The organism is Thalassospira sp. A3_1, assembly GCF_017744215.1.
In the GTDB taxonomy this organism is placed as follows: domain Bacteria; phylum Pseudomonadota; class Alphaproteobacteria; order Rhodospirillales; family Thalassospiraceae; genus Thalassospira; species Thalassospira lucentensis_A.
Window position 1 is genome coordinate 587,442 of the sequence record NZ_JAGHQQ010000001.1, and the last position, 20,186, is coordinate 607,627.

15 protein-coding genes are annotated in these 20,186 nt (G+C 56.5%); 6 read left to right on the forward strand and 9 right to left on the reverse strand.

The window, feature by feature from the left end; all coding sequences use genetic code 11:
* Positions 1 to 19 precede the first annotated feature (19 nt).
* Positions 20 to 2,419 carry an EAL domain-containing protein gene (locus J7395_RS02695; RefSeq protein WP_247741930.1) on the forward strand — a complete coding sequence of 800 codons (2,400 nt, stop codon included), beginning with the start codon at positions 20 to 22 and terminating at the stop codon, positions 2,417 to 2,419.
* A gap of 36 nt (positions 2,420 to 2,455) precedes the next feature.
* Positions 2,456 to 3,130 (forward strand): DNA-3-methyladenine glycosylase I, encoded by a 675-nt coding sequence (locus J7395_RS02700; protein ID WP_209220444.1) that lies wholly within the window; start codon positions 2,456 to 2,458, stop codon positions 3,128 to 3,130.
* Positions 3,131 to 3,185: 55 nt separating this feature from the next.
* On the opposite strand, the gene J7395_RS02705 is transcribed toward J7395_RS02700, so the two are convergent.
* Positions 3,186 to 3,926: a 3-oxoacyl-ACP reductase family protein gene (locus tag J7395_RS02705; RefSeq protein WP_209220445.1), complete on the reverse strand. Its 741-nt coding sequence runs from the start codon at positions 3,924 to 3,926 to the stop codon at positions 3,186 to 3,188.
* 105 nt (positions 3,927 to 4,031) lie between these two features.
* On the opposite strand from J7395_RS02705, the gene J7395_RS02710 reads away from it, so the two are divergent.
* Positions 4,032 to 4,652: a TetR/AcrR family transcriptional regulator gene (locus J7395_RS02710; protein ID WP_209220446.1), complete on the forward strand. Its 621-nt coding sequence runs from the start codon at positions 4,032 to 4,034 to the stop codon at positions 4,650 to 4,652.
* A gap of 31 nt (positions 4,653 to 4,683) precedes the next feature.
* On the opposite strand, the gene J7395_RS02715 is transcribed toward J7395_RS02710, so the two are convergent.
* Entirely contained in the window at positions 4,684 to 6,741 is a 2,058-nt protein-coding gene (locus J7395_RS02715; RefSeq protein ID WP_209220447.1) for a protein meaA, read from the reverse strand.
* A 301-nt stretch (positions 6,742 to 7,042) separates the two neighbouring features.
* On the opposite strand from J7395_RS02715, the gene ccrA reads away from it, so the two are divergent.
* From ccrA to J7395_RS02730, 3 genes are all read left to right on the forward strand, one after another.
* A complete protein-coding gene (gene ccrA, locus J7395_RS02720; RefSeq protein ID WP_062948406.1) occupies positions 7,043 to 8,323 on the forward strand; it encodes a crotonyl-CoA carboxylase/reductase in 1,281 nt (426 codons plus the stop codon).
* Positions 8,324 to 8,477: 154 nt separating this feature from the next.
* Positions 8,478 to 10,145: an acyl-CoA dehydrogenase family protein gene (locus tag J7395_RS02725; protein ID WP_209220448.1), complete on the forward strand. Its 1,668-nt coding sequence runs from the start codon at positions 8,478 to 8,480 to the stop codon at positions 10,143 to 10,145.
* A gap of 242 nt (positions 10,146 to 10,387) precedes the next feature.
* The gene (locus tag J7395_RS02730; protein WP_209220449.1) at positions 10,388 to 12,487 is read left to right on the forward strand and encodes a methyl-accepting chemotaxis protein; all 2,100 of its coding nucleotides are present in this window, start codon (positions 10,388 to 10,390) and stop codon (positions 12,485 to 12,487) included.
* 76 nt (positions 12,488 to 12,563) lie between these two features.
* Here the strand turns inward: J7395_RS02730 and J7395_RS02735 are convergent, their stop codons facing one another.
* The 7 genes from J7395_RS02735 to J7395_RS02765 all read right to left on the reverse strand — a co-directional run bounded on the left by J7395_RS02735 (position 12,564) and on the right by J7395_RS02765 (position 20,119).
* On the reverse strand, positions 12,564 to 13,907 hold the full coding sequence (locus tag J7395_RS02735; protein ID WP_209220450.1) for a ferric reductase-like transmembrane domain-containing protein: 1,344 nt from the start codon (positions 13,905 to 13,907) through the stop codon (positions 12,564 to 12,566).
* A 183-nt stretch (positions 13,908 to 14,090) separates the two neighbouring features.
* Entirely contained in the window at positions 14,091 to 15,269 is a 1,179-nt protein-coding gene (locus J7395_RS02740; protein ID WP_209220451.1) for an adenosylhomocysteinase, read from the reverse strand.
* Between the two features lie 141 nt (positions 15,270 to 15,410).
* Positions 15,411 to 16,115: a glutathione binding-like protein gene (locus tag J7395_RS02745; protein WP_062948414.1), complete on the reverse strand. Its 705-nt coding sequence runs from the start codon at positions 16,113 to 16,115 to the stop codon at positions 15,411 to 15,413.
* A 284-nt stretch (positions 16,116 to 16,399) separates the two neighbouring features.
* The gene (gene cynS, locus J7395_RS02750; protein ID WP_007092354.1) at positions 16,400 to 16,840 is read right to left on the reverse strand and encodes a cyanase; all 441 of its coding nucleotides are present in this window, start codon (positions 16,838 to 16,840) and stop codon (positions 16,400 to 16,402) included.
* A 36-nt stretch (positions 16,841 to 16,876) separates the two neighbouring features.
* Positions 16,877 to 17,806, reverse strand: a complete 930-nt coding sequence (locus J7395_RS02755; RefSeq protein ID WP_209220452.1) for an ABC transporter ATP-binding protein — start codon at positions 17,804 to 17,806, stop codon at positions 16,877 to 16,879.
* A gap of 11 nt (positions 17,807 to 17,817) precedes the next feature.
* Positions 17,818 to 18,648: a nitrate ABC transporter permease gene (gene ntrB / locus J7395_RS02760; RefSeq protein WP_007092352.1), complete on the reverse strand. Its 831-nt coding sequence runs from the start codon at positions 18,646 to 18,648 to the stop codon at positions 17,818 to 17,820.
* A gap of 1 nt (position 18,649) precedes the next feature.
* Positions 18,650 to 20,119, reverse strand: coding sequence for a CmpA/NrtA family ABC transporter substrate-binding protein (locus J7395_RS02765; protein ID WP_209220453.1), 1,470 nt, complete (start codon positions 20,117 to 20,119; stop codon positions 18,650 to 18,652).
* Between the last annotated feature and the right edge of the window lie 67 nt (positions 20,120 to 20,186).

The window sequence follows — 20,186 nt, forward strand, 5'->3', positions numbered from 1 at the left end:
GTGCCGAGGAGAAATACGCTTGTCGCGCGGATCGTACGGCTTTTTACAACGGAAGTCGCTTAGCAGCCGATTGCTTTTTATCGCGCTGCCGCTGGTTTCCTTGTTCTCCCTCGCCCTGTTCGTTGTCTTCGGATACGTCAGTTATACTGTGCTGCGCGACGATCTGACGGAAAAAATCGAACAGACGGCCGATATCAATGCCCGCGTTCTGGCAACACCTTTCTGGTATCTGGATGTCGACAATATTGAATCAGCCCTGAACGCCATGAGCCGCGATCGCGATATCGTCGCGGTGCAGGCACTGGGGGCTGACGGGACCGAATTCGCCCATACCGGCGTTTCCCAATCCGAACTGAACGATACCCTGCGCCTGTCGCGTCGCGTGTTCTTTGAACGCAACAATGTGCGCCATGATGTCGGCGAACTTGTGATCTTCTTCACAGAAGCCCGCGTTCAGGATCTGCTGTTCCGCCGGATCGTGATCGACATGATCCTGTTCGGCCTGCTGATTGCGGTTGTGGCTGCAAGCCTCCTGATCGCGAACAAGCGTTCGATCAAGGAACCGCTGAACCGGCTTTTGCATTCCATCCGCATGACCAAACATGGCCGGCTCCGCCGCCCGGTGGAATGGAACAGTGCGGATGAACTTGGCCTTCTGATCCGCGAATATAACGAAATGGTCGCCCTGCAGGGGCAGGCACAGGAAGAGGCCCAGCGCAAACAGGCCCTTCTGGAAGCCACCCTTCACAATATCGGCCAAGGGATATGCCTGTTCGATCAGGACCTGAACCTGATGGTCTGGAACGAACGCTATATCGAATTGCTGAACCTGCCGCGCGATCTGGTCAAGGAAGGCACGCCGCTTTCCGATATCCTGCGCTTTAACGCCGAACGCGGCGAGTATGGCGATGTTAGCATTCAGGCCCTGATTTCCGACCGTGTCGCGATTGCGCGCCGTCGCGAACCCTATCGGATGGAACGTACCCGCCCGAATGGCCGTGTGGTTCAGGTCGATCATAACCCGATGCCCGGCGGCGGTTACGTCGCGACCTATACCGACATTACCGAACGCAAACAGACCGAAGCCCGCATGCGCCATCTGGCCGTCCATGACGTGCTGACCAGCCTGCCGAACCGCACCCTGTTCCTGGATCGCCTGCGTCAGGCATTGCTGTCCGCCCGCCGGTTCCAGCGCGGGGTCACGGTCCTGTTTGTCGATCTTGACCGGTTCAAGGACATCAACGATCACTTTGGCCATGATGTTGGCGATCTGATGATTCAGGAAATGGGGCAGCGCCTGTCACGGATCATCCGTGATTCCGATACCGCCGCCCGTCTTGGCGGCGACGAATTCGCGATCATCCAGACCGACGTTCAGAATATCGAAGACACCATCGCCCTTGCCCAGCGCATCATCGATGAACTGTCCCAGCCGTTCGATTGCCGTGGCATCCGCCTGCATTCGACCGCCAGTGTCGGCATCACCCTGTTCCCCGAAGACGGCGAAAACCCCGAACAGCTTGTCAAAAACGCCGATATGGCGATGTATGCCGCCAAGGCCGAAGGCCGCAACAATTACCGCTTCTTCCTGCCGTCAATGCATGAACGGGTCAAGGAACGCAAAACAATCGAAGAAGACCTGCGCAACGCGCTGGAATATGACCAGCTTGAACTTTACTATCAGCCGAAAATCGACTGTCGCACCGAAAAGGTCGTCGGGGCCGAGGCGCTGGTGCGCTGGCACCACCCGGATCGTGGCATGATCCTGCCGGGCGAGTTTATTTCGGTCGCCGAGGAATGCGGCCTGATCAACCGGCTGGGTGCATGGGTTCTGAACAAGGCCTGCAAACAGACGCAAATCTGGCGCGAAACCACCTTGCCGGGGCTTCGTATTGCGGTAAACCTGTCCCCGGCACAGTTCCAGGATGCCGAACTGGTCAGTTCCGTCACCCAGATCATGGATCAGACCCGCCTGCCCGATGGCACGCTGGAACTGGAAATCACAGAATCGATCCTGATGAACAACCCGGAAAAAGCCGTTTCGACCTTGAACGAGCTTAAGGGCCTTGGCGTGCGGATCGCGATTGACGATTTCGGTACCGGTTATTCATCGCTGAACTATCTGAAACGTTTCCCGGTTTCATCGATCAAGATCGACAGGTCGTTTGTCAACGACATCCATGTCGATATGGATGACAAGGCGATTGTCGATGCGGTGATCGGATTGGGCCACAGCCTTAACCTTGAAGTCGTCGCCGAAGGCGTTGAAGAAGTCGAACAGCACGAATATCTGCGCGACAAGGGATGCGACTTCATTCAGGGCTTCCTGTTCGCCAAACCGCTGCCCGCCGCAACCTTTGAAAACTGGGTTCTTGAACGCCACGGCCGCCAGACGGCACGGATTGCCGTCAAGAATTGACCGGGCTTTAAGGCTTCAGGCAACAGGGATTGCGTCATGCCGTTGCGTTCATTCACCGACATCATCACCGAAACGGCGGCCCTCAAGGGTGGCATGGATTCCATCAATGCCCGGCTGATCACGCCCAAGACCCCCGATGAAATCCGTAAAATCCCGTCGGACCGGTGGCTTTCGGCCATGACGATGTGCGTGTTTCAGGCGGGGTTTAGCTGGAAGGTCATTGAAAACAAATGGCCGAATTTCGAAACCGCCTATGACGGGTTCGATATCAGCCGCTGGTCGATGATGCATGACGAGGATATTGATCGCCTGATGGCAACCGACGGGCTTGTCGCCCATGCACCGAAAATCAGATCCGTTGGCCCGAACGCCCATTTCCTGTGCCAGATCGAAGATAAGCATGGCAGCATTGGTGCATGGTTCGCCGATTGGCAGGTTGCCGATTATTGCGACAATCTGCGCATCGTTCAAAAAGGCGGATCGCGCCTTGGCGGCAAAACCGGGCAAATGTTCCTGCGCCGGATGGGGGTCGATACGCTGGTCTTTTCCAACGACGTGATCAAGGCCCTTGGCCGTGAAGGCGTGGTTTCGAAAATGCCATCATCGGGCAAGGATTTTGCCGCCGTTCAGGACGCGATTAACCACTGGCACGGTGAAACCGGTCGCCCCCTGACGCAGATCAGCCAGATACTGGCATTATCGGTGGGCTGAGATATCCAGCCCACCGATAACTTTATTTCGCCTTTAACGGAAAACCTCGTTTCCGTTACGCGTTCATGCCGCTATCGACCGTGAATTCCGAACCGGTGACGACCTTTGCCTCCGGCCCGGCAAGCCATGCGACAAGACCGGCCGTGTCATTGGCATCGCTGTAATCGGGGATGGCCATGGTGCTGCGCGCGGCATCGGCAATGTCGCCTTCTGCCGGGTTCATGTCGGTATCGGTCGGTCCGGGGTGAACGACATTGACCGTGATCTTGCGCGGCCCCAAATCGCGGGCCGCGCCACGGGTAAATCCGATAAGGGCCGATTTTGACAGGGCATAAAGGCTTAAGCCCGGCCATGGCACCTGATGCGCAAGGTTGCTGCCGGTTGTGATGATCCGACCGCCATCGGGCATATGGGCCAGTGCTGCCTTGGTCGCGACAAAGACGGCCCGGACATTGACATCGACCGTCCGGTCAAACTGTTCGATGCTTAATTCATCGACCGGTGCCATTTCGATAATCCCGGCATTATTGACCAGAATATCGATCCTGCCGAATTTCGCGGCAGCTTCGTTAATCGCCGCTTCGACTTCCTGTGCTTTGCGGTTATCGGCCTTGATCGCCAATGCTACACCACCCGCAGCCTCGATTTCACCGACCACATCACGTGCGCGGTCCGGCGCACTGACATAGGTGATGGCGACTTTGGCACCTTCACGCGCGAGACGTTTTGCGATGGCGGCACCGATTCCGCGGCTGCCGCCGGTAACGAATGCGACCTTTCCTGCAAGGTTCTGCATGATGAACTCCATTTATGTAATGATCACTACATAATTCGTGACAGGCTTGCATTTCTCTGTCAAGTGATTTATTTAGTGATCGTTACATAATTAGACGAGCACAAAATGGCGCCACGCGGAAGACCACGCGCATTCGACCGGGACGACGCCCTGAACAAGGCCCTGGCCCTGTTCTGGGAACGGGGATATGACAACACGTCCATGGCCGATCTGAGCGCGGCCATGGCACTAAGCCCGCCCAGCATCTATGCCGCCTTTGGCGGCAAGGAAATGCTGTTTGACGAGGTCATAACGCATTACGCCACGCATTATGGCGCATCGATCTGGGGAAATCTGGACCGGTTCAAACTGGCACGGGAGGCGACACAGCATGTCCTGATCGCGTCCGCCAATGCCTTTACCCGCGATGATACACCGCATGGCTGTCTGGTTGTTCTGGCCGCACCACAGGCGGAATCAAACCACGCAACGGTCAATCAGACCCTGCGCGGCCATCGTCGCAAGGTGACGGAAATCCTGAAAAACCTGTATGAAGCAGGCTTGGATCGCGGCGATATCCCGCGCGGTACGAATATCGATAAAATGGCGAACTATTACGCGACCGTGCAGCATGGCATGTCGATCCAGGCCCGCGATGGCGCAACGCGCGACGAACTGATCGCCGTTGCCGATGCCGCCATGGCAACCTGGCCAAGCCTGATCAGCACCTCATTGGCCAAAGCCTGAAACCGGCCCCCACAGCAATCAAACGCCACCATCAATAGATCGCAGTTCCGGCCCCTTCCGGCTTGCCCTCAACCTTACGCGGGGCCGGATGTTCGGTCGATTTGCGATCCACCAGATCGACAATTTCGGAAATCACCCGGACCAGTTGGTAATCCTTGGGCGTATACACCGCCGAAACACCCATCTGGCGCAGGACAAGCATATCCGCATCCGGGATGATGCCACCAACGACGACGGGAATATGCCCCGCCCCGTGTGTGCGCAAACCATTCACCACTTCGCGCACCAGTGGCACATGCGACCCTGACAGGATCGAAAGCCCGATCACATGCGCGCCTTCGTCGATGGCATTGCGCACCAGTTCATCAGGTGTCCAGCGAATGCCATCATAAAGCACCTCGATCCCGGCATCGCCCGCCTTGACCGCGATCTGCTCCGCCCCGTTGGAATGGCCGTCCAGCCCCGGTTTGCCGACCAGCATCTTCATCCGTTCGCCAAGCTTTTCGGAAACTTCATCCACACGACTGCGCAGTTTCTTGATGTCTTCTTCATCCCCGGTCACGATCATCGATGTGATGCCGGTCGGCGCACGGTATTCGCCAAACACCTGACGAAGCGTTTCGGACCATTCCCCGGTCGTGACCCCGGCATGGGCGCAGGCAATCGAACTTTCCATGATGTTGCGGTCTTCGCGGGCGGCAGCTTCAAGATCGGCAAGGCTTCTGGCAACAGCGGCCTGATCCCGGCCGGATCGCCATTCTTTCAGTTTTTCGATCTGTTCCTGTTCGGCCATGTCATCGACCGTCAGGATCGATTTTTCACCCGATGTCAGGGGCGATGCTTCGGTTTCGGTATAGGCATTCACACCGATCACCTTGGTCAGCCCGGTTTCGATATCGGCCAGACGGCGCGCATTGGATCGCACCAGTTCCTGTTTCATATAACCGCGATCCACCGCCGTAATCGCCCCGCCCATCTCATCGATTTTCGCCAGTTCCGCACGTGCCCCTTCCTTAAGCAATCCGACCTTGCGTTCAATCGCCGGATTGCCGTCAAACAGGTCATCATATTCCAGAAGATCGGTTTCATAGGCCATGATCTGTTGCAGGCGCAGCGACCATTGCTGATCCCACGGGCGCGGCAAACCAAGGGCCTCGTTCCACGCCGGAAGCTGCACGGCACGCGCACGCGCATTTTTCGACAGCACCACGGCGAGCATTTCGATCAGGATGCGATACACATTGTTTTCAGGCTGCTGTTCGGTCAGACCAAGCGAGTTGACCTGCACGCCATAGCGGAACCGGCGGTATTTTTCGTCAGCGATGCCGTAACGATCCCGCGTGATTTCATCCCACAATTCGCAAAATGCCCGCATCTTGCAAATCTCGGTCACAAACCGGATGCCGGCATTGACGAAAAATGAAATGCGCCCGACAACCTTGGCAAAATCTTCTTCGGGTACCTGACCGGATGCCTTGACCGCATCAAGCACGGCAATCGCGGTCGCCAGCGCATAGGCCAGTTCCTGTTCCGCGGTCGCTCCGGCCTCCTGCAAATGGTACGAGCACACATTCATCGGGTTCCATTTCGGCACCTCGCGATAGGTAAAGGCCGCAACATCGGTAATCAGCTTCAGGCTGGGTGCGGGCGGAAAGATATAGGTCCCGCGTGACAGATATTCCTTGATGATGTCGTTCTGGGTCGTCCCCTGCAGGCTGTCGCGCGGCGTTCCCTGTTTTTCGGCAACGGCAATATATAACGACAGCAACCACGCCGCCGGCGCGTTGATTGTCATGGATGTGTTCATCTGATCAAGCGGAATGCCGTCAAACAGGGTCATCATGTCGCCCAGATGCGATACCGGCACGCCGACCTTGCCGACCTCGCCGCGCGCCAGAATATGGTCCGAATCGTAGCCGGTCTGGGTCGGCAGATCGAACGCAACCGACAGCCCCGTCTGCCCCTTTGCCAGATTCTGCCGATACAGCGCGTTCGATGCGCTGGCCGAACTGTGCCCGGCATAAGTCCGGATCAGCCACGGGCGATCGCGTTCCGACTTTGCTGCACTGCGTTGATTTTCCATCGACATGCCGACCTCGCGTATCTTTATTACCCAAAAGCTTTTTGTTTATTACAAAGAAACGTTATTAAATTACCTACTGGACATCAGTTGGATAATTATATAACAATTTGTGCAACGCGATAAAAGCGAAAACTAAGAAAGCATTCGGGAACCCCAACCAGAAACCAAGGGAAACCGGTGCATTTCAGGGAAAATATCACAAAATCCGTGGCTTGGAGGATTCGTCGACCGCAGCGCAACACAGGATAATTTTATTACCATCCTTTTACAGCGCGATTCGGATCGACCCGAACAAGGAGTGAAGGCCATGAATACGACTGCTGAAGTTCTGCCGTTCCGTGGTGGTCATGAAGAAAAAGACCTGTATGAAATCGGCGAGATTCCACCACTGGGCCATGTGCCAAAGAATATGTATGGCTGGGCCATTCGCCGCGAACGCCACGGCGAACCTGATACCGCCATGCAATGCGAAGTCCTGCCGGTCATTCAGCCCGACAGTCACGAGGTCCTCGTCCTCGTGATGGCGGCGGGTGTGAACTATAATGGTGTGTGGGCATCGCTCGGCAAGCCGATCTCGGTCTTTGACGTGCATGACCTGCCCTATCATATCGCCGGATCGGATGCGTCGGGCATTGTCTGGGCGGTCGGGTCAAAGGTCACGCGCTGGAAAGTCGGCGATGAAGTCGTCATTCACTGCAATCAGGATGACGGCGATGACGAGGAATGCAACGGCGGTGACCCGATGCTGTCCCCCACCCAGCGCATCTGGGGTTACGAGACACCGGACGGATCATTCGCCCAGTTCACCTGCGTACAGGCACAGCAGCTTATGCCGCGCCCCAAACACCTGACCTGGGAAGAAAGTGCGTGCTACACGCTGACCCTTGCCACCGCATACCGCATGCTGTTTGGCCATCGCCCGCATATCCTGCGCCCCGGTCACAATGTTCTGGTGTGGGGGGCGTCGGGCGGCCTTGGATCGATGGCGATCCAGCTGATCACCACCGCGGGTGCCAATGCGATTGGCGTGATTTCGGATGAAAGCAAACGCGACTTCGTACTGGGCCTTGGTGCCAAGGCCGTGATCAATCGCAAGGATTTCAATTGCTGGGGCCAGTTGCCAACCGTGAATGGCCCGGAATTTGGCGACTATATGAAAGAAGTCCGCAAATTCGGCAAGGCGATCTGGGACATCACCGGCAAGGGCAATGACGTTGATATCGTCTTTGAACATCCGGGCGAACAGACCTTCCCCGTATCGTGCAACGTGGTCAAACGCGGTGGTATGGTCGTGTTCTGTGCCGGAACGACGGGCTTTAACCTGACCTTCGACGCGCGCTTTGTCTGGATGCGCCAGAAACGCATTCAGGGCAGCCACTTCGCCAACCTGAAACAGGCAGCCCAGGCCAACAAGCTTGTGATTGAACGGCGCATTGATCCCAGCATGTCCGAAGTACTTGGCTGGGACGATATTCCGCGCGCACATATGAAAATGATGCGCAACGAACACAAACCGGGAAACATGGCCGTTCTGGTTCAGGCCAAACGCCCGGGCATGCGAACCCTTGAAGAAGCAGTCGACGCCTAAGCCCACATAAAGCGTCGACTGACCGTTGGTGGCCCTGATGCGTTCTCGCCCGATCCGCATCGGGGCTGCCACTTTTCAATCCTTGCCGAACCGGCATGACAACAATGATAGTCTGCTTCATGCACCAGATGGACCGAACCCGAGGATCAGACCAATGAGCGATAAAGCCCTGCTGCCCGAACTGACCCGGCTTTGCGATGATGCGCTGGCGGCCCTTGCCCCGGTCCATCAGGCCGCCGAAACCGCGATGCGCGAAATCGTGACGGTAGATGGCAAAATCGATGCGAGCGCACTGGATGAAAACCAGTATGCCGCCCACGGCTTTGCATGGTTTTCAACCTATGTCACCGCCCTAAAGCAGATGAAGGCATGGGCGGATCGGCTTACGGCACAGGGAAAGTTCGGAACGCTTGAACAATTGATCCTTCAGGCAGCCTTTGGCGAATATCTGGCGCAGATCCAGGGCGGCATTGCGATGTCGCAGGGCGAGTTCATCCGTCTTTCAACCCTTGGCGTCCCGGGCGATGTGATAGCCGCCCTTGGCGATAGCCGCGCGGTCGCGACCCTGACCGGTTCGGGCAACAGCGACGCCACCCGGCGCGCCATCGCAGATCAGATCAAGGACAGCCTTGATACCGGCCGCTTTGGCGAAACCGGGCTTGAAGACGAAACTCTTGATATGGTGCGCGATCAGTTCCGGCGCTTTGTCGATGAAAAGGTCAGCCCGCATGCCCATGGCTGGCACGAACGCGATGAACTGATCCCGATTGAAATTATCAACGAAATGTCCGAACTGGGCGTTTTCGGTCTGACCATCCCCGAAGAATTCGGCGGGCTTGGCATGGGCAAAACCGCGATGTGCGTCGTGACCGAGGAACTCTCGCGCGGCTATATCGGAGTCGGCTCGCTTGGCACACGGTCCGAAATTGCCGCCGAACTGATCCGCCTTGGTGGCACCGACGCGCAGAAAGAACATTACCTGCCGAAACTGGCATCGGGTGAAATCCTGCCAACCGCGGTCTTTACCGAACCCAATAACGGATCGGATCTGGCGCGCCTGCGCACGCGTGCGATCAAGGATGGCGATACCTATAAGGTCACCGGCAACAAAACATGGATCACCCATGCCGCCCGATCCGACCTGATGACGCTTCTGGCGCGCACCAACCCCGATGAAACCGGATATCGCGGGCTATCCATGCTGCTTGCCGAAAAGCCGCGCGGCACGGAAAATGATCCGTTCCCGGCCAAGGGAATGAGCGGCGGCGAGATCGAGGTGCTTGGCTATCGCGGCATGAAGGAATACGAACTGTCTTTTGATGGCTTCGAAGTCCCCGCCGAAAACCTTCTGGGCGGCGATGAAGGTCAGGGCTTCAAGCAATTGATGGCGACCTTTGAATCGGCCCGCATCCAGACCGCCGCCCGTGCGGTGGGTGTCGCGCAGAACGCGCTTGAAATCGGCATGCGCTATGCGCAGGACCGCATCCAGTTTTCCAATCCGCTTTACAGCTTCCCGCGGGTTTACGGCAAAATCGCCTGGATGGTGGTTGAAACCATGATCGCCCGTCAGCTCACCTATTTTTCCGCCATCGAAAAAGATCAGGATATCCGCTGCGATATCGAGGCGGGCATGGCAAAGCTTCTGGGCGCACGTGTTGCGTGGTCGAACGCCGATAATGCGCTTCAAATCCATGGCGGCAATGGTTATGCGCTTGAATACCAGATCAGCCGCGTCCTGTGCGATGCCCGCATCCTGAACATTTTCGAAGGGGCGGCCGAAATACAGGCGCAGGTCGTGACCCGCGGCCTTCTGGGCCGATAGACGGGGCCGCTGCCCGAACGTCTCGCTTAGTTCCTGTTCCAGCGAACCGTGGCCCCGGTGAAAAACTTGGGCAAACTTGGCCCGTCAACCTTGACGGGCCTCTTTCTTGTATCAACCTAAAGTATGATATCTGTATACCTACCCTGCGGTGGTAACATCACTTTAATCAACAGGTAAAAAATCGAAAAATCGAAGCCTGTGCGGCCTGATGTGCCGAAGGGGAAATAGGGAGAGACGTTTTTATGAATCACGCGTCTGCATCACCGGAAAATACAATTTTTACGCGTGCAAACGCCGCGCGCGAGATTTTTGACAAACATGCCGACAAGCTCGCCGAAAGCCTTCTGGCCGAGCTGTTTGGCACAGGTCAGAACAGCCGCAATCCGCACGATCCGAAAGCCCATGTCAGCGCACTGGCAAAACGCCTGCGCACATTGATGGCCGCAACCAACGGATCGGATTTTGATGCCTGCTTTGCCGATCACATTCTGGCCGATGCCATTGTCGGCACCCCGGCAAGCCGCATCGTCCAGGCCTACCACAACACAATCGAAAATTTTGCCCGACTGGCGGCCTCCGAGGGACGCGGCAGACGCGATCCCGGCGTGCTGGACGCCTGCCGTTCGGTGCTGATGGGGGATATGGCCTGCCTGATGGCCAAGGCGGAACGCAAATCCGCACAGGGCCGTTCGGCATCGGAAATCCAGTCGATGTCGGAAATCATCGAACGCGAAACCGATAACATGATCGCCGAAGTCGGTTTTCAGGCCGGTCGCACCAATGACGTGGCGCAAATCATGGCATCCGATGCGCATGATCTGTCGGAACTGGTCGAACGGATCACATCGACCACCGCCATTGCCAGCAACAATGTCTCCACCGTCGCCTCCGCGACCGAGGAATTGCAGGCATCGAGCGAGGAAATTGCGGATCGCATCCACAAAACCAACGACATCGCCAGTCAGGCCGTGACCCGCGCACAGGAAACATCGGTCACGATGAACAGCCTGTCAGACACCGCAAGCGAGATCGGCAAGGTCGTCGATATCGTCAAACGCATTTCCGATCAGACCAAGATGCTCGCCCTTAACGCCACCATCGAAGCCGCCCGCGCGGGCGATGCTGGCAAGGGCTTTGCGGTTGTGGCGAACGAGGTCAAGAACCTCGCATCGCAAACCGAAAAGGCCATTTCCGACATCAACGCCCAGATCACCGCCATTCAGAACGCCACATCCGAGGCGGTCGGCGCGATCGAGGGCATTGGCGGCGCGATTGACGAAGTCAGCCAGCTATCATCGGATATCGCCTCCTCCGTTCAGCAGCAAACCGCCGCCATCAGCGAGATTTCAACCAGCGCCCAGGAAGTGTCCACCCACATGCAGGGCATTTCCAGCGACATCGCACTGGCCAGCGAAAGATCACACAACGCCAGCAAGACATCGGAAAACCTGCGCATTCTGGCATCGAATATCCGCAAGGATATCAACGAGATGGAAAACCGGTTCCGCGTTGTTCTGCGTTCGGCAGACACCAGCAACCGCCGCAATCAGGAACGCGTTCCGATTGCCGTTGATATCGAAATGGATTTCGGCAATGGCGACAAACGCAAGGGCGTTACCGCCGATATGTCGGTGGCCGGTCTTCTGGCCCGGATCAAGGCCAGCGATCAGGACAATGGCAAACCGGTTTCGATCCTGCTTGATGGCAGCACCCGTCTGCACGGCATCCTGAAGGCGGTTTCAAATCTGGGATCGCATGTCCAATTCACCGAACTGGACGAAGAAGCCAACCGCACGATCATGGGGCTTTTGCAGAAAACCCGCGATCACGACAACAAGATCGCCGAACTGGGCGCACCCTTGGCGGCCCAACTGGCAAAGGTACTGGAAAACGGCATCCGCAATGGCGAGATCAGGAAAGAAGATCTGTTCCGTCCCCGCTATGAACCGATTGACGGCTCTGATCCGATACAGTTCATGACGCCCTATATCCCCTACACCGACCGGCATTTCACCCCGTTACAGGAAGAAATCCTGCAAAAGGACAAACATATCGTGTTTGCCGCCGGGGTGGATATCAACGGCTTCCTGCCGACCCATAACAAGGTCTACAGCCAGCCACAGCGCCCCGGTGAACCGGCATGGAACATGGGCAATTGCCGCAACCGGCGCATCTTTGACGACCGGGCCGGCCTGATGGCCGCGCGCAACACCAAACCCAAACTGTTGCAGACCTATTTCCGCGACATGGGATCGGAAGTCGTGTTCATGAAGGAATGTGACATCCCGATTGTCGTGAATGGCGAACAATGGGGCAATCTGCGCATCGGCTATCGCGCCTGATCAGATCGGGCTGCCAGCCAGATCGCAGATTGAAAAAAGGGGCAGGTCGCAAGGCCTGCCCCTTTCGCATTCTGGCTTATCTAAATTCGAACAGTTCGGTATGGAATGATTTGGCAGGCAACCCCTCACGGACCAGATCGCGCTTCAATGCCGCAGCAAAGGGCTGTGGCCCGCAGAACCAGAAACTGGCGGCATGCCAGTCCGGAATATCGGCTCGAACCCGGTCCGCTTTCAAAAGGCCGTCCACATCGTCGCGCCAGACATGCAGGGTAACACCGGCCTTGTGCGCCAGTTGCCTGATACGGTCCATCAGGGTCGCATCCTCGCTCGGGGCGACCTGATAGAAATCGATCTTCTGTTCGCCCGCAGCCGGTTTCAGCGCAAGTTCTTCAAGTTTTGCAAGGAACGGGGTCAAACCGATACCACCGGCAATCCAGACCTGACGATCATTGCCCTGCCCAAAGGTGAACCGGCCATAGGGCCCTTCAAGCCGGACGTCACCCCCGACGCGCAAATTATCCGGCAGTGTTTCCGTATAATCGCCTAGTGCCTTCACCAACAGGGTTATCTGCGGGAATTCCGGGTGCCAGTGCGACGAAATCGTAAAGGGATGCGGACGTTCGTCATCCCCAAAGGCAACGCAGGCAAACTGCCCTGCCCTGTGCCCCTTCCAGCCCGCCTCGGGCATGATGGTGATCTGCACGGTATAGATATCAGGCAGACGTACCAGATTGACGATCTTTCCGGCGACCTGCCGGTTACGGCCGACCCGCCTGGTAAGGACAATACATGCCGATATCGTGCCCGCGATCAGAAGCACAGCCGTCACAATGCCAATCGGGCTGATCCAGTTGCCAAATTCAAACAGCAACGTCGCGTGCACCACCAGCACCAGATACGCCCCGGCGATGAAGGTGTGTGTTTTGGCAAACCAGCGATAGGGAAACCATTTGATCAGAGCAATGATCATCAGGGCCGCGGCAACATAAAAAGCCCATTCGCCAATCCCCTCGGCAAAGCCGCGCTGACCGGCAAAGAAGCCCTGTAACTGGGAAAATCCGGTCTGATCCCCATGCGATCTGCGCCGACCGCCTTCAATCAGGCCAAGGGCCGATGCCCATTTCGGGCCATTCGACCAAAGCCAGTGGATCACGGATGTCACCAGAACCGTAATGCCAAGCCATTTGTGCAGCCGATAGGTTTTATCCAAGCCGCCGGTATAATCTTCAAGCCATACCGGACGTGTCGCCAGGATCATGATCAGGCTCATGATAGCAATCGACAGGGTGCCAAAATACTGGACCATGAAATTTCGAAGCTGAATGAATTCGGCAACCTCGAACAGGCCCGGATTGGCCGCCAGCCAAAGCAGCGTAATCACAGAAAGGAAACCGACATAAATGAAGGATATGTTTTTCATGATCGTGGTCCCGAATGTCATCCCGCAGCCGGGAAGACCCCGACAGCGGAATGAACTAACCAGAAAAACTTCACCATATTATGCCAGTTGGGGCATTAACTTGTATCAAACCGTATCAAAATACCGGTTCTGATACAAAAGGCGGGAAATCGATATCCCCGCCCTGTTGCATCTTCCGTCCCGTCAGCTATGCGACCGTAAAACCGCCTCGGCGATTTCGCGTTCAACGTCCGCCGGGTAATCATAGAATCCCGGCTTGAACGACGATGCCCCACCCGATGCCAGCCAGTCGATCCCGCGGATCAGAATGGCGGAAAACGGATCAAACAGGTCCTTGCCCGATCCCCCCATGCCCGGTGCGAGGTTAAGCAGACTGCCCCGGTTCAGAAGGTAAACTTCCTTGCCATTATCAAGCGTGAAACGTTCGATATAGCGGCGCATACGGGTGCGTTCCTGCGTATCAAGCCATTTGACGTCAATTTCGGTATTGGAATGCCCGACATTGACCAGAATGACACCACGACGCGCCAGCTTGATCTGATCCGCACCAAGAATGCCGGAAAAACCGGTGGCGGTGACAACAATCGCACATTCCCGAAGCCCGTCTTCAAGCGCCACAACGCGGCAACCGTGATGCTGGGCCTCAAGGGCGCGAACCGGATCGCGTTCGGCGACCGATACGACCGCCCCCAGATTGCGCGCCCGTTCGGCAACCCCGCGCCCGACCGGACCAAAACCGATCACCAGAACCGAACGGCCATAAAGCGCCAGACCGGTGACATTGGAAAAGACCGGCCACATTTCCTGTGCCACATGGTGGCGGTTATGCAGGCGGTCCTTGATCGCGATATCGTTCCAGTTAAAGACCGGGAAGGTAAAATCAAGCTTTTCAACACGGTGAACACCGGTCGTGGTCGCTTCAAGCGCGCCATCAACCTTATGGCCCTTTTTCACGAACGCCTCGATCAGCTCCCCGCCCATGTCGGCCACGATATCGGCCGGGCCATCGGACAGGATATCGATGCTTTTGACATATTCATCGGGCGTCATGCCTGAAAAGGCATGGACCTCGACCCCGTTGGCCGCCAGATAGGCCGCCGCAACATCATCGGTACTGTCGGGGTTGCACGCACCCACCTTGACCGTGGCACCGGCTTTGACAAACGGCAGCAGGGTCGGAATGGTGTCTTCAAGAACGTGCTGGAAACTGACGATGGTTTTGTCACGCAGATCGCGTTTGGCAACGTAATTGCCGTATTTGGCGGTCACCGGGCAGATCACCTCGCGCCAGGCAAGGGTTTCATCGGTGATATTGGCGGCAAGTGCCGGGTCCTTGATGCGGCTGGTCGTCGAGGTGGTCATGGGTGGGCTCGCTTGAAACGTGGGACGAATACTGGATTACCCCCATGTGTTAATCCCAGCCCGGCCGGATGAAAAGCATTTCTGACCGGTTGGTCAGATTTTTCATCCGGCGGGCAGGATTAAGGACGCGAACCCCGTACTTTAAGGACGCGCCGGAATTTCCAGACCACGCTTTACCGCCGGTCGTGCAAGCCCGCGTTCCAGCCATGCCGGAACGTTTTTCAGGCTGTCATAATCCACCAGTGCCCCGGCATCATAGAAACCGACCAGATTGCGCACCCAGCCAAGGGTTGCGATATCGGCAATGGTATATTCATCACCCATGATCCAGTCACGCCCGGCAAGACGGGTTTCCAGAACACCCAGCAGGCGTTTGGATTCCCCAACATACCGATCCCGCGGGCGTTTATCCTCATACTCGCGACCGGCAAATTTGTGGAAAAAGCCAAGCTGGCCAAACATCGGGCCAATCGCCGCCATCTGGAAAAACACCCACTGGATGGTTTCGATCCGGGCAATCGGATCAGACGGCAGGAATTTTCCGGTTTTCTCCGCCAGATACAAAAGAATTGCGCCCGATTCAAACAGGCCAACCGGCTTCCCATCCGGGCCGTTCGGGTCAATGATTGCCGGGATTTTGCCATTCGGGTTCAGCGACAGGAATTCCGGCGTCCAGGTTTCGTCCTTGCCGATATCGATGAAATGCGGCTCGTAATCGATGCCGGTTTCTTCCAGCATGATCGAAACCTTGACCCCGTTTGGCGTCGGCAGGGAATAAAGCTGCAATATATCGGGGTTCTTCGCTGGCCATCGCTTGGTGATGTCAAATGCGGACAGATCAGCCATCTGATTATTATCCTTCCTGATTTGGGTCATGGTGGTTGATGGGATCGCACATTGCGCCAGACCATCAACCCTTATCCAACGTGATATCCCCAAGATGTAGGATAAGACGGCCTTCCCGCCAGCGCGAAATTGGCAATTGACTGTTTCCCGCCCTGTTTCAGTCCTGCGGCAACAACAGATCAGGCCAACCCGCGCATGCAGATTGGCCTGACTGGACTGCGACATGCGGATCAATATTCATCCGCTGCCGATATGGGATTGCCTTAACCGCGTGCGATATTATCTTACCAGGCACGATAAGGCAGGAATTTGCCATCAAGGGTCACAACAACGCGGTCCCCCTTCGGATCGGCCTTGCGTTCGATATACATTTCATAATCAATCGCGCTCATGATGCCGTCGCCGAACTTCTCATGGATGATTTCTTTGATCGTTTCGCCGTAAACGCCCATGATTTCATAAATGCGGTAAACGGCCGGATCGGTCGGCACCGCCTGTTCCCAGATTTTCATCGGGCATTCCTGCAACACGGCGGATGCCTCCGCCGGAAGCTCCAGCAGGGCCACCAGCATATCGGCCTTTTCCTTGGGCGCGGAATTCATGCCAAGGCAGACCGACGTGGTCCAGACCGGGGACATGCCGATCTTGCTGGCGATTTCTTCCCAGCCAAGACCCTTGGCTTTTTTGGACGTAATGATCAGTTCTTTCACATCTGCTTTTTTCACAGCTTTTCTCCACTTCACTGTCTGTGTCGTTACGGATTAGTCGGCACCATTCACCACCCGCGCACGCGCAGGTGTTTCCCCGGCACCTTTGTTGGATTTATTGGCAACCGGCCCGTTCAGGCCAAAACGGATGACGTTTGGTTCGGAAACGCCATCCTCGTCGCGTTTCCCGGCCAGTTCGCGGGACCGTTTGGCAAGGAATTCGACCAGATGGTTGCGAATGTCGTAATAGTCGGGATGATGGATGATATCGGCGCGAACGCGCGGGCGTTCGATATCGACCTGTACCGATTCCGCGACCCTGGCATAGGGGCCGTTGGTCATCAGAAGGATGCGGTCGGCAAGAAGGATCGCCTCGTCCACATCATGGGTGATCATGAAGACAGTCTGATCCGACCCGGCCCAGATACGGATCAATTCATCCTGAATGCTGCCCCGTGTCAGGGCATCAAGTGCCCCAAACGGCTCATCCAGCAACAGCAGTTCCGGCTGAATGGCAAAGGCACGCGCAATCGAAACGCGCTGACGCATGCCACCTGATAATTGTGATGGCTTGCGAAGCTCCGCCCCGCCGGTAAGCCCCACCATTTCCAGATATTTGATCGAATGATCATGGACCTGTTTCTTGGTCCAGTTGCGATGGCGCGCCTGCACGGCAAAGGTCACGTTCTTAAGCGCGGATAACCACGGCAACAGGGAATAGTTCTGAAACACGATACCGCGATCAAGACTTGGCCCCGATACTTCCTTGCCATTCATGATCACCGCCCCGTCGGTCGGCTCGTCCAGCCCGGCAAGGATATTGAGGATCGTCGATTTGCCGCAGCCCGAATGACCGATGATGCAGACAAATTCGCCCTTTTCGATGCCCAGATTGACGTTTTCAAACACGGTTAACGGATCGGATCCCTTGGGGCTGGGAAACCGTTTACTTAGTCCCTGTACGCTCAGGAAGGGTGTTGGCATGGTGCTTTTCCTTATTCCTGGTACTGCACAAGGCGGGCGCAATAGGCGAACGCCGTATCAAGAAGCATGCCGACAAGGCCGATCATCAGGATCGAAAAGATCACACTGGTCAGATCCAGATTGTTCCATTCGTTCCAGACGTAATAGCCAATGCCGGTACCGCCCACGAGCATCTCGGCGGCCACAATCACCAGCCACGCAATCCCGATGGAAATACGCATCCCCGTCAGGATCGTCGGTGCCGCCGCCGGAAGAATGACGATCCACGCGGTTTTCAGCGTGCCAAGTTCATGGGTGCGCGCGACATTGACCCAGTCCTTGCGGACACCGGCAACGCCAAAGGCCGTATTGATCAGCATCGGCCAGATCGAACAGATAAAGATCACGAAAATCGCCGATGCCTGACTGTCCTGAATGACAAACAGCGCAAGCGGCATCCACGCCAGCGGCGAAATCGGGCGAAGGATCTGGATGAACGGATCAAGCGCCCGATACATCAATGGCGACATGCCAATCAGGAACCCCGCCGGAATGGCAATTGCGGCGGCCAGAAAATAGCCCGACAGCACGCGATAAAGCGAATAGCCGATCTGAATGCCAATCCCCTTGTCGTTGGGACCGGCATCATAGAAAGGGTTGGAAAGTTCTTCCCACGCCTTGACGAACACCGCAGATGGCGGCGGCACGGCGGCCTTTGGCTCTGCCCCGCCCATCAGGATTTCATATTCCGTCAGTTCACTGCCCAGTTTCTGCTGGGGGCTGGCGGCCTCCCATATTCCAAGAAGAACCGCCAGCAAAACAGCAGACAACAGCAGCGCCCTGGCATTCAGGGATGCGATCATATCAGCTTACCCCTTTGCCAATCGGGAAGCTGCTGACATAGGCCTCGGGCTGATCAGGATCGAACTCTTTGCCCATGATCGTGTATTTCTGATAGGTGCTGTCTGGTGCTTCGTAACCAAGGTCCTTCATGATCTTGGCGCAATCGGCCGCGACATAGACTTCTTCGGCGATTTTCTTGTAATCGACATCGCCGTCGATATAGCCCCAGCGCTTCATCTGCGTCAGAATCCAGACCCCCATCGAATGCCACGGGAACGGATCGAAATCGATGCGATCCGGCACGTTCTTGACCTCGCCCAGACCATCGGCATACCGCCCGGTCAGGACCTGCTCGATGACCGGCACCGGTTGGTTCAGATAGTTGGTCGGCGCGATTGCTGCCGAGATTTCCTTGCGGTTTTCCGGCTTGGATGCGTATTGCGTCGCATCGACAATCGATTTCAGAAGCGCGCCATAGGTATTGGGCATTTCATCGGCAAATGCCTTGGAACAGGCAAACGCACAGCACGGATGACCTTCCCAGATATCCTTGGTCAGGGTGTGGATGAAGCCGATTTTTTCCCAGACGGCACGCTGGTTGAACGGATCAGGCGACAGATAACCATCAAGGTTACCGGCACGCAGGTTGGCGACCATTTCGGGCGGCGGAACGACACGGATCTGGATGTCCTTATCCGGATCAAGGCCATGTTCGGCGACGTAATAACGCAGCAGGAAGTTGTGCATCGAATATTCGAACGGCACACCGAACTTGAAGCCCTTCCACTGTTTTGGATCACGTTTATCAAGATGGTCGTTATGCAGGACAATCGCCTGCCCGTTGATGTTTTCAACTGCCGGCATCAGGAACGGGGTCGCGGTCGAACCGGCCCCCATGGTGATGGCAAGCGGCATCGGGGTGAGCATATGCGACGCGTCATATTCATTGTTCAATGACTTGTCACGTGCGACCGCCCAGCCCGCGGTTTTGATCACATCGACATCAAGACCGTATTTCTCATAAAAGCCCATCGGCTGGGCCATAATGATCGGTGTGGCGCAGGTGATCGGAACAAAGCCGATATTAAGCTTGGTCTTTTCCGGCTTCCCCAGATCATCAAGGATCGCCGCCTTGACCTTATCCAGCGGCAGGACCGACGCCAGTGCCGCCATCATCGTGCCGCTGCCAACCATTTTGGCAAAGGAACGACGCGAAATCTCGTTATGCCCGAAGACAGAGCGGACCACCGCACTTTCAATCGCGCGATCCAGCATTTCCTCGCTGCTGGCAAGCTTGCCAGACGATGACGCCGCGCCATCCACAGCCATATCGCTATGGGCGGGCATCGATGCCAGATCGTATGTGTCTTCGTGATGGTCATGACCGGCATGGTGATGTTTGCCGGTTGCGCAAGCCTCGCAGCCGCACGATTTGCTATGCCGCAGATCGCTTTCGCCACTGAATGGATCGCCCAGACTTTTGATAGACATGTGGTCACCCCCTGTTTTGTTTACGCCGCCCGTCAGGCGACACCGATATTCGGGGTGATAACAGCAA

What these genes read in the sequence shown, in the direction of transcription:
- J7395_RS02725 (WP_209220448.1), top strand. Translation starts at nt 8,478, where the DNA reads ATGAGCGATAAAGCCCTGCTGCCCGAACTGACCCGGCTTTGCGATGAT.
- J7395_RS02765 (WP_209220453.1), bottom strand. Translation starts at nt 20,119, where the DNA reads ATGTCTATCAAAAGTCTGGGCGATCCATTCAGTGGCGAAAGCGATCTG.
- ccrA (WP_062948406.1), top strand. Translation starts at nt 7,043, where the DNA reads ATGAATACGACTGCTGAAGTTCTGCCGTTCCGTGGTGGTCATGAAGAA.
- J7395_RS02715 (WP_209220447.1), bottom strand. Translation starts at nt 6,741, where the DNA reads ATGTCGATGGAAAATCAACGCAGTGCAGCAAAGTCGGAACGCGATCGC.
- J7395_RS02710 (WP_209220446.1), top strand. Translation starts at nt 4,032, where the DNA reads ATGGCGCCACGCGGAAGACCACGCGCATTCGACCGGGACGACGCCCTG.
- J7395_RS02740 (WP_209220451.1), bottom strand. Translation starts at nt 15,269, where the DNA reads ATGACCACCTCGACGACCAGCCGCATCAAGGACCCGGCACTTGCCGCC.
- J7395_RS02735 (WP_209220450.1), bottom strand. Translation starts at nt 13,907, where the DNA reads ATGAAAAACATATCCTTCATTTATGTCGGTTTCCTTTCTGTGATTACG.
- J7395_RS02705 (WP_209220445.1), bottom strand. Translation starts at nt 3,926, where the DNA reads ATGCAGAACCTTGCAGGAAAGGTCGCATTCGTTACCGGCGGCAGCCGC.
- J7395_RS02745 (WP_062948414.1), bottom strand. Translation starts at nt 16,115, where the DNA reads ATGGCTGATCTGTCCGCATTTGACATCACCAAGCGATGGCCAGCGAAG.
- J7395_RS02700 (WP_209220444.1), top strand. Translation starts at nt 2,456, where the DNA reads ATGCCGTTGCGTTCATTCACCGACATCATCACCGAAACGGCGGCCCTC.
- J7395_RS02755 (WP_209220452.1), bottom strand. Translation starts at nt 17,806, where the DNA reads ATGCCAACACCCTTCCTGAGCGTACAGGGACTAAGTAAACGGTTTCCC.
- ntrB (WP_007092352.1), bottom strand. Translation starts at nt 18,648, where the DNA reads ATGATCGCATCCCTGAATGCCAGGGCGCTGCTGTTGTCTGCTGTTTTG.
- J7395_RS02730 (WP_209220449.1), top strand. Translation starts at nt 10,388, where the DNA reads ATGAATCACGCGTCTGCATCACCGGAAAATACAATTTTTACGCGTGCA.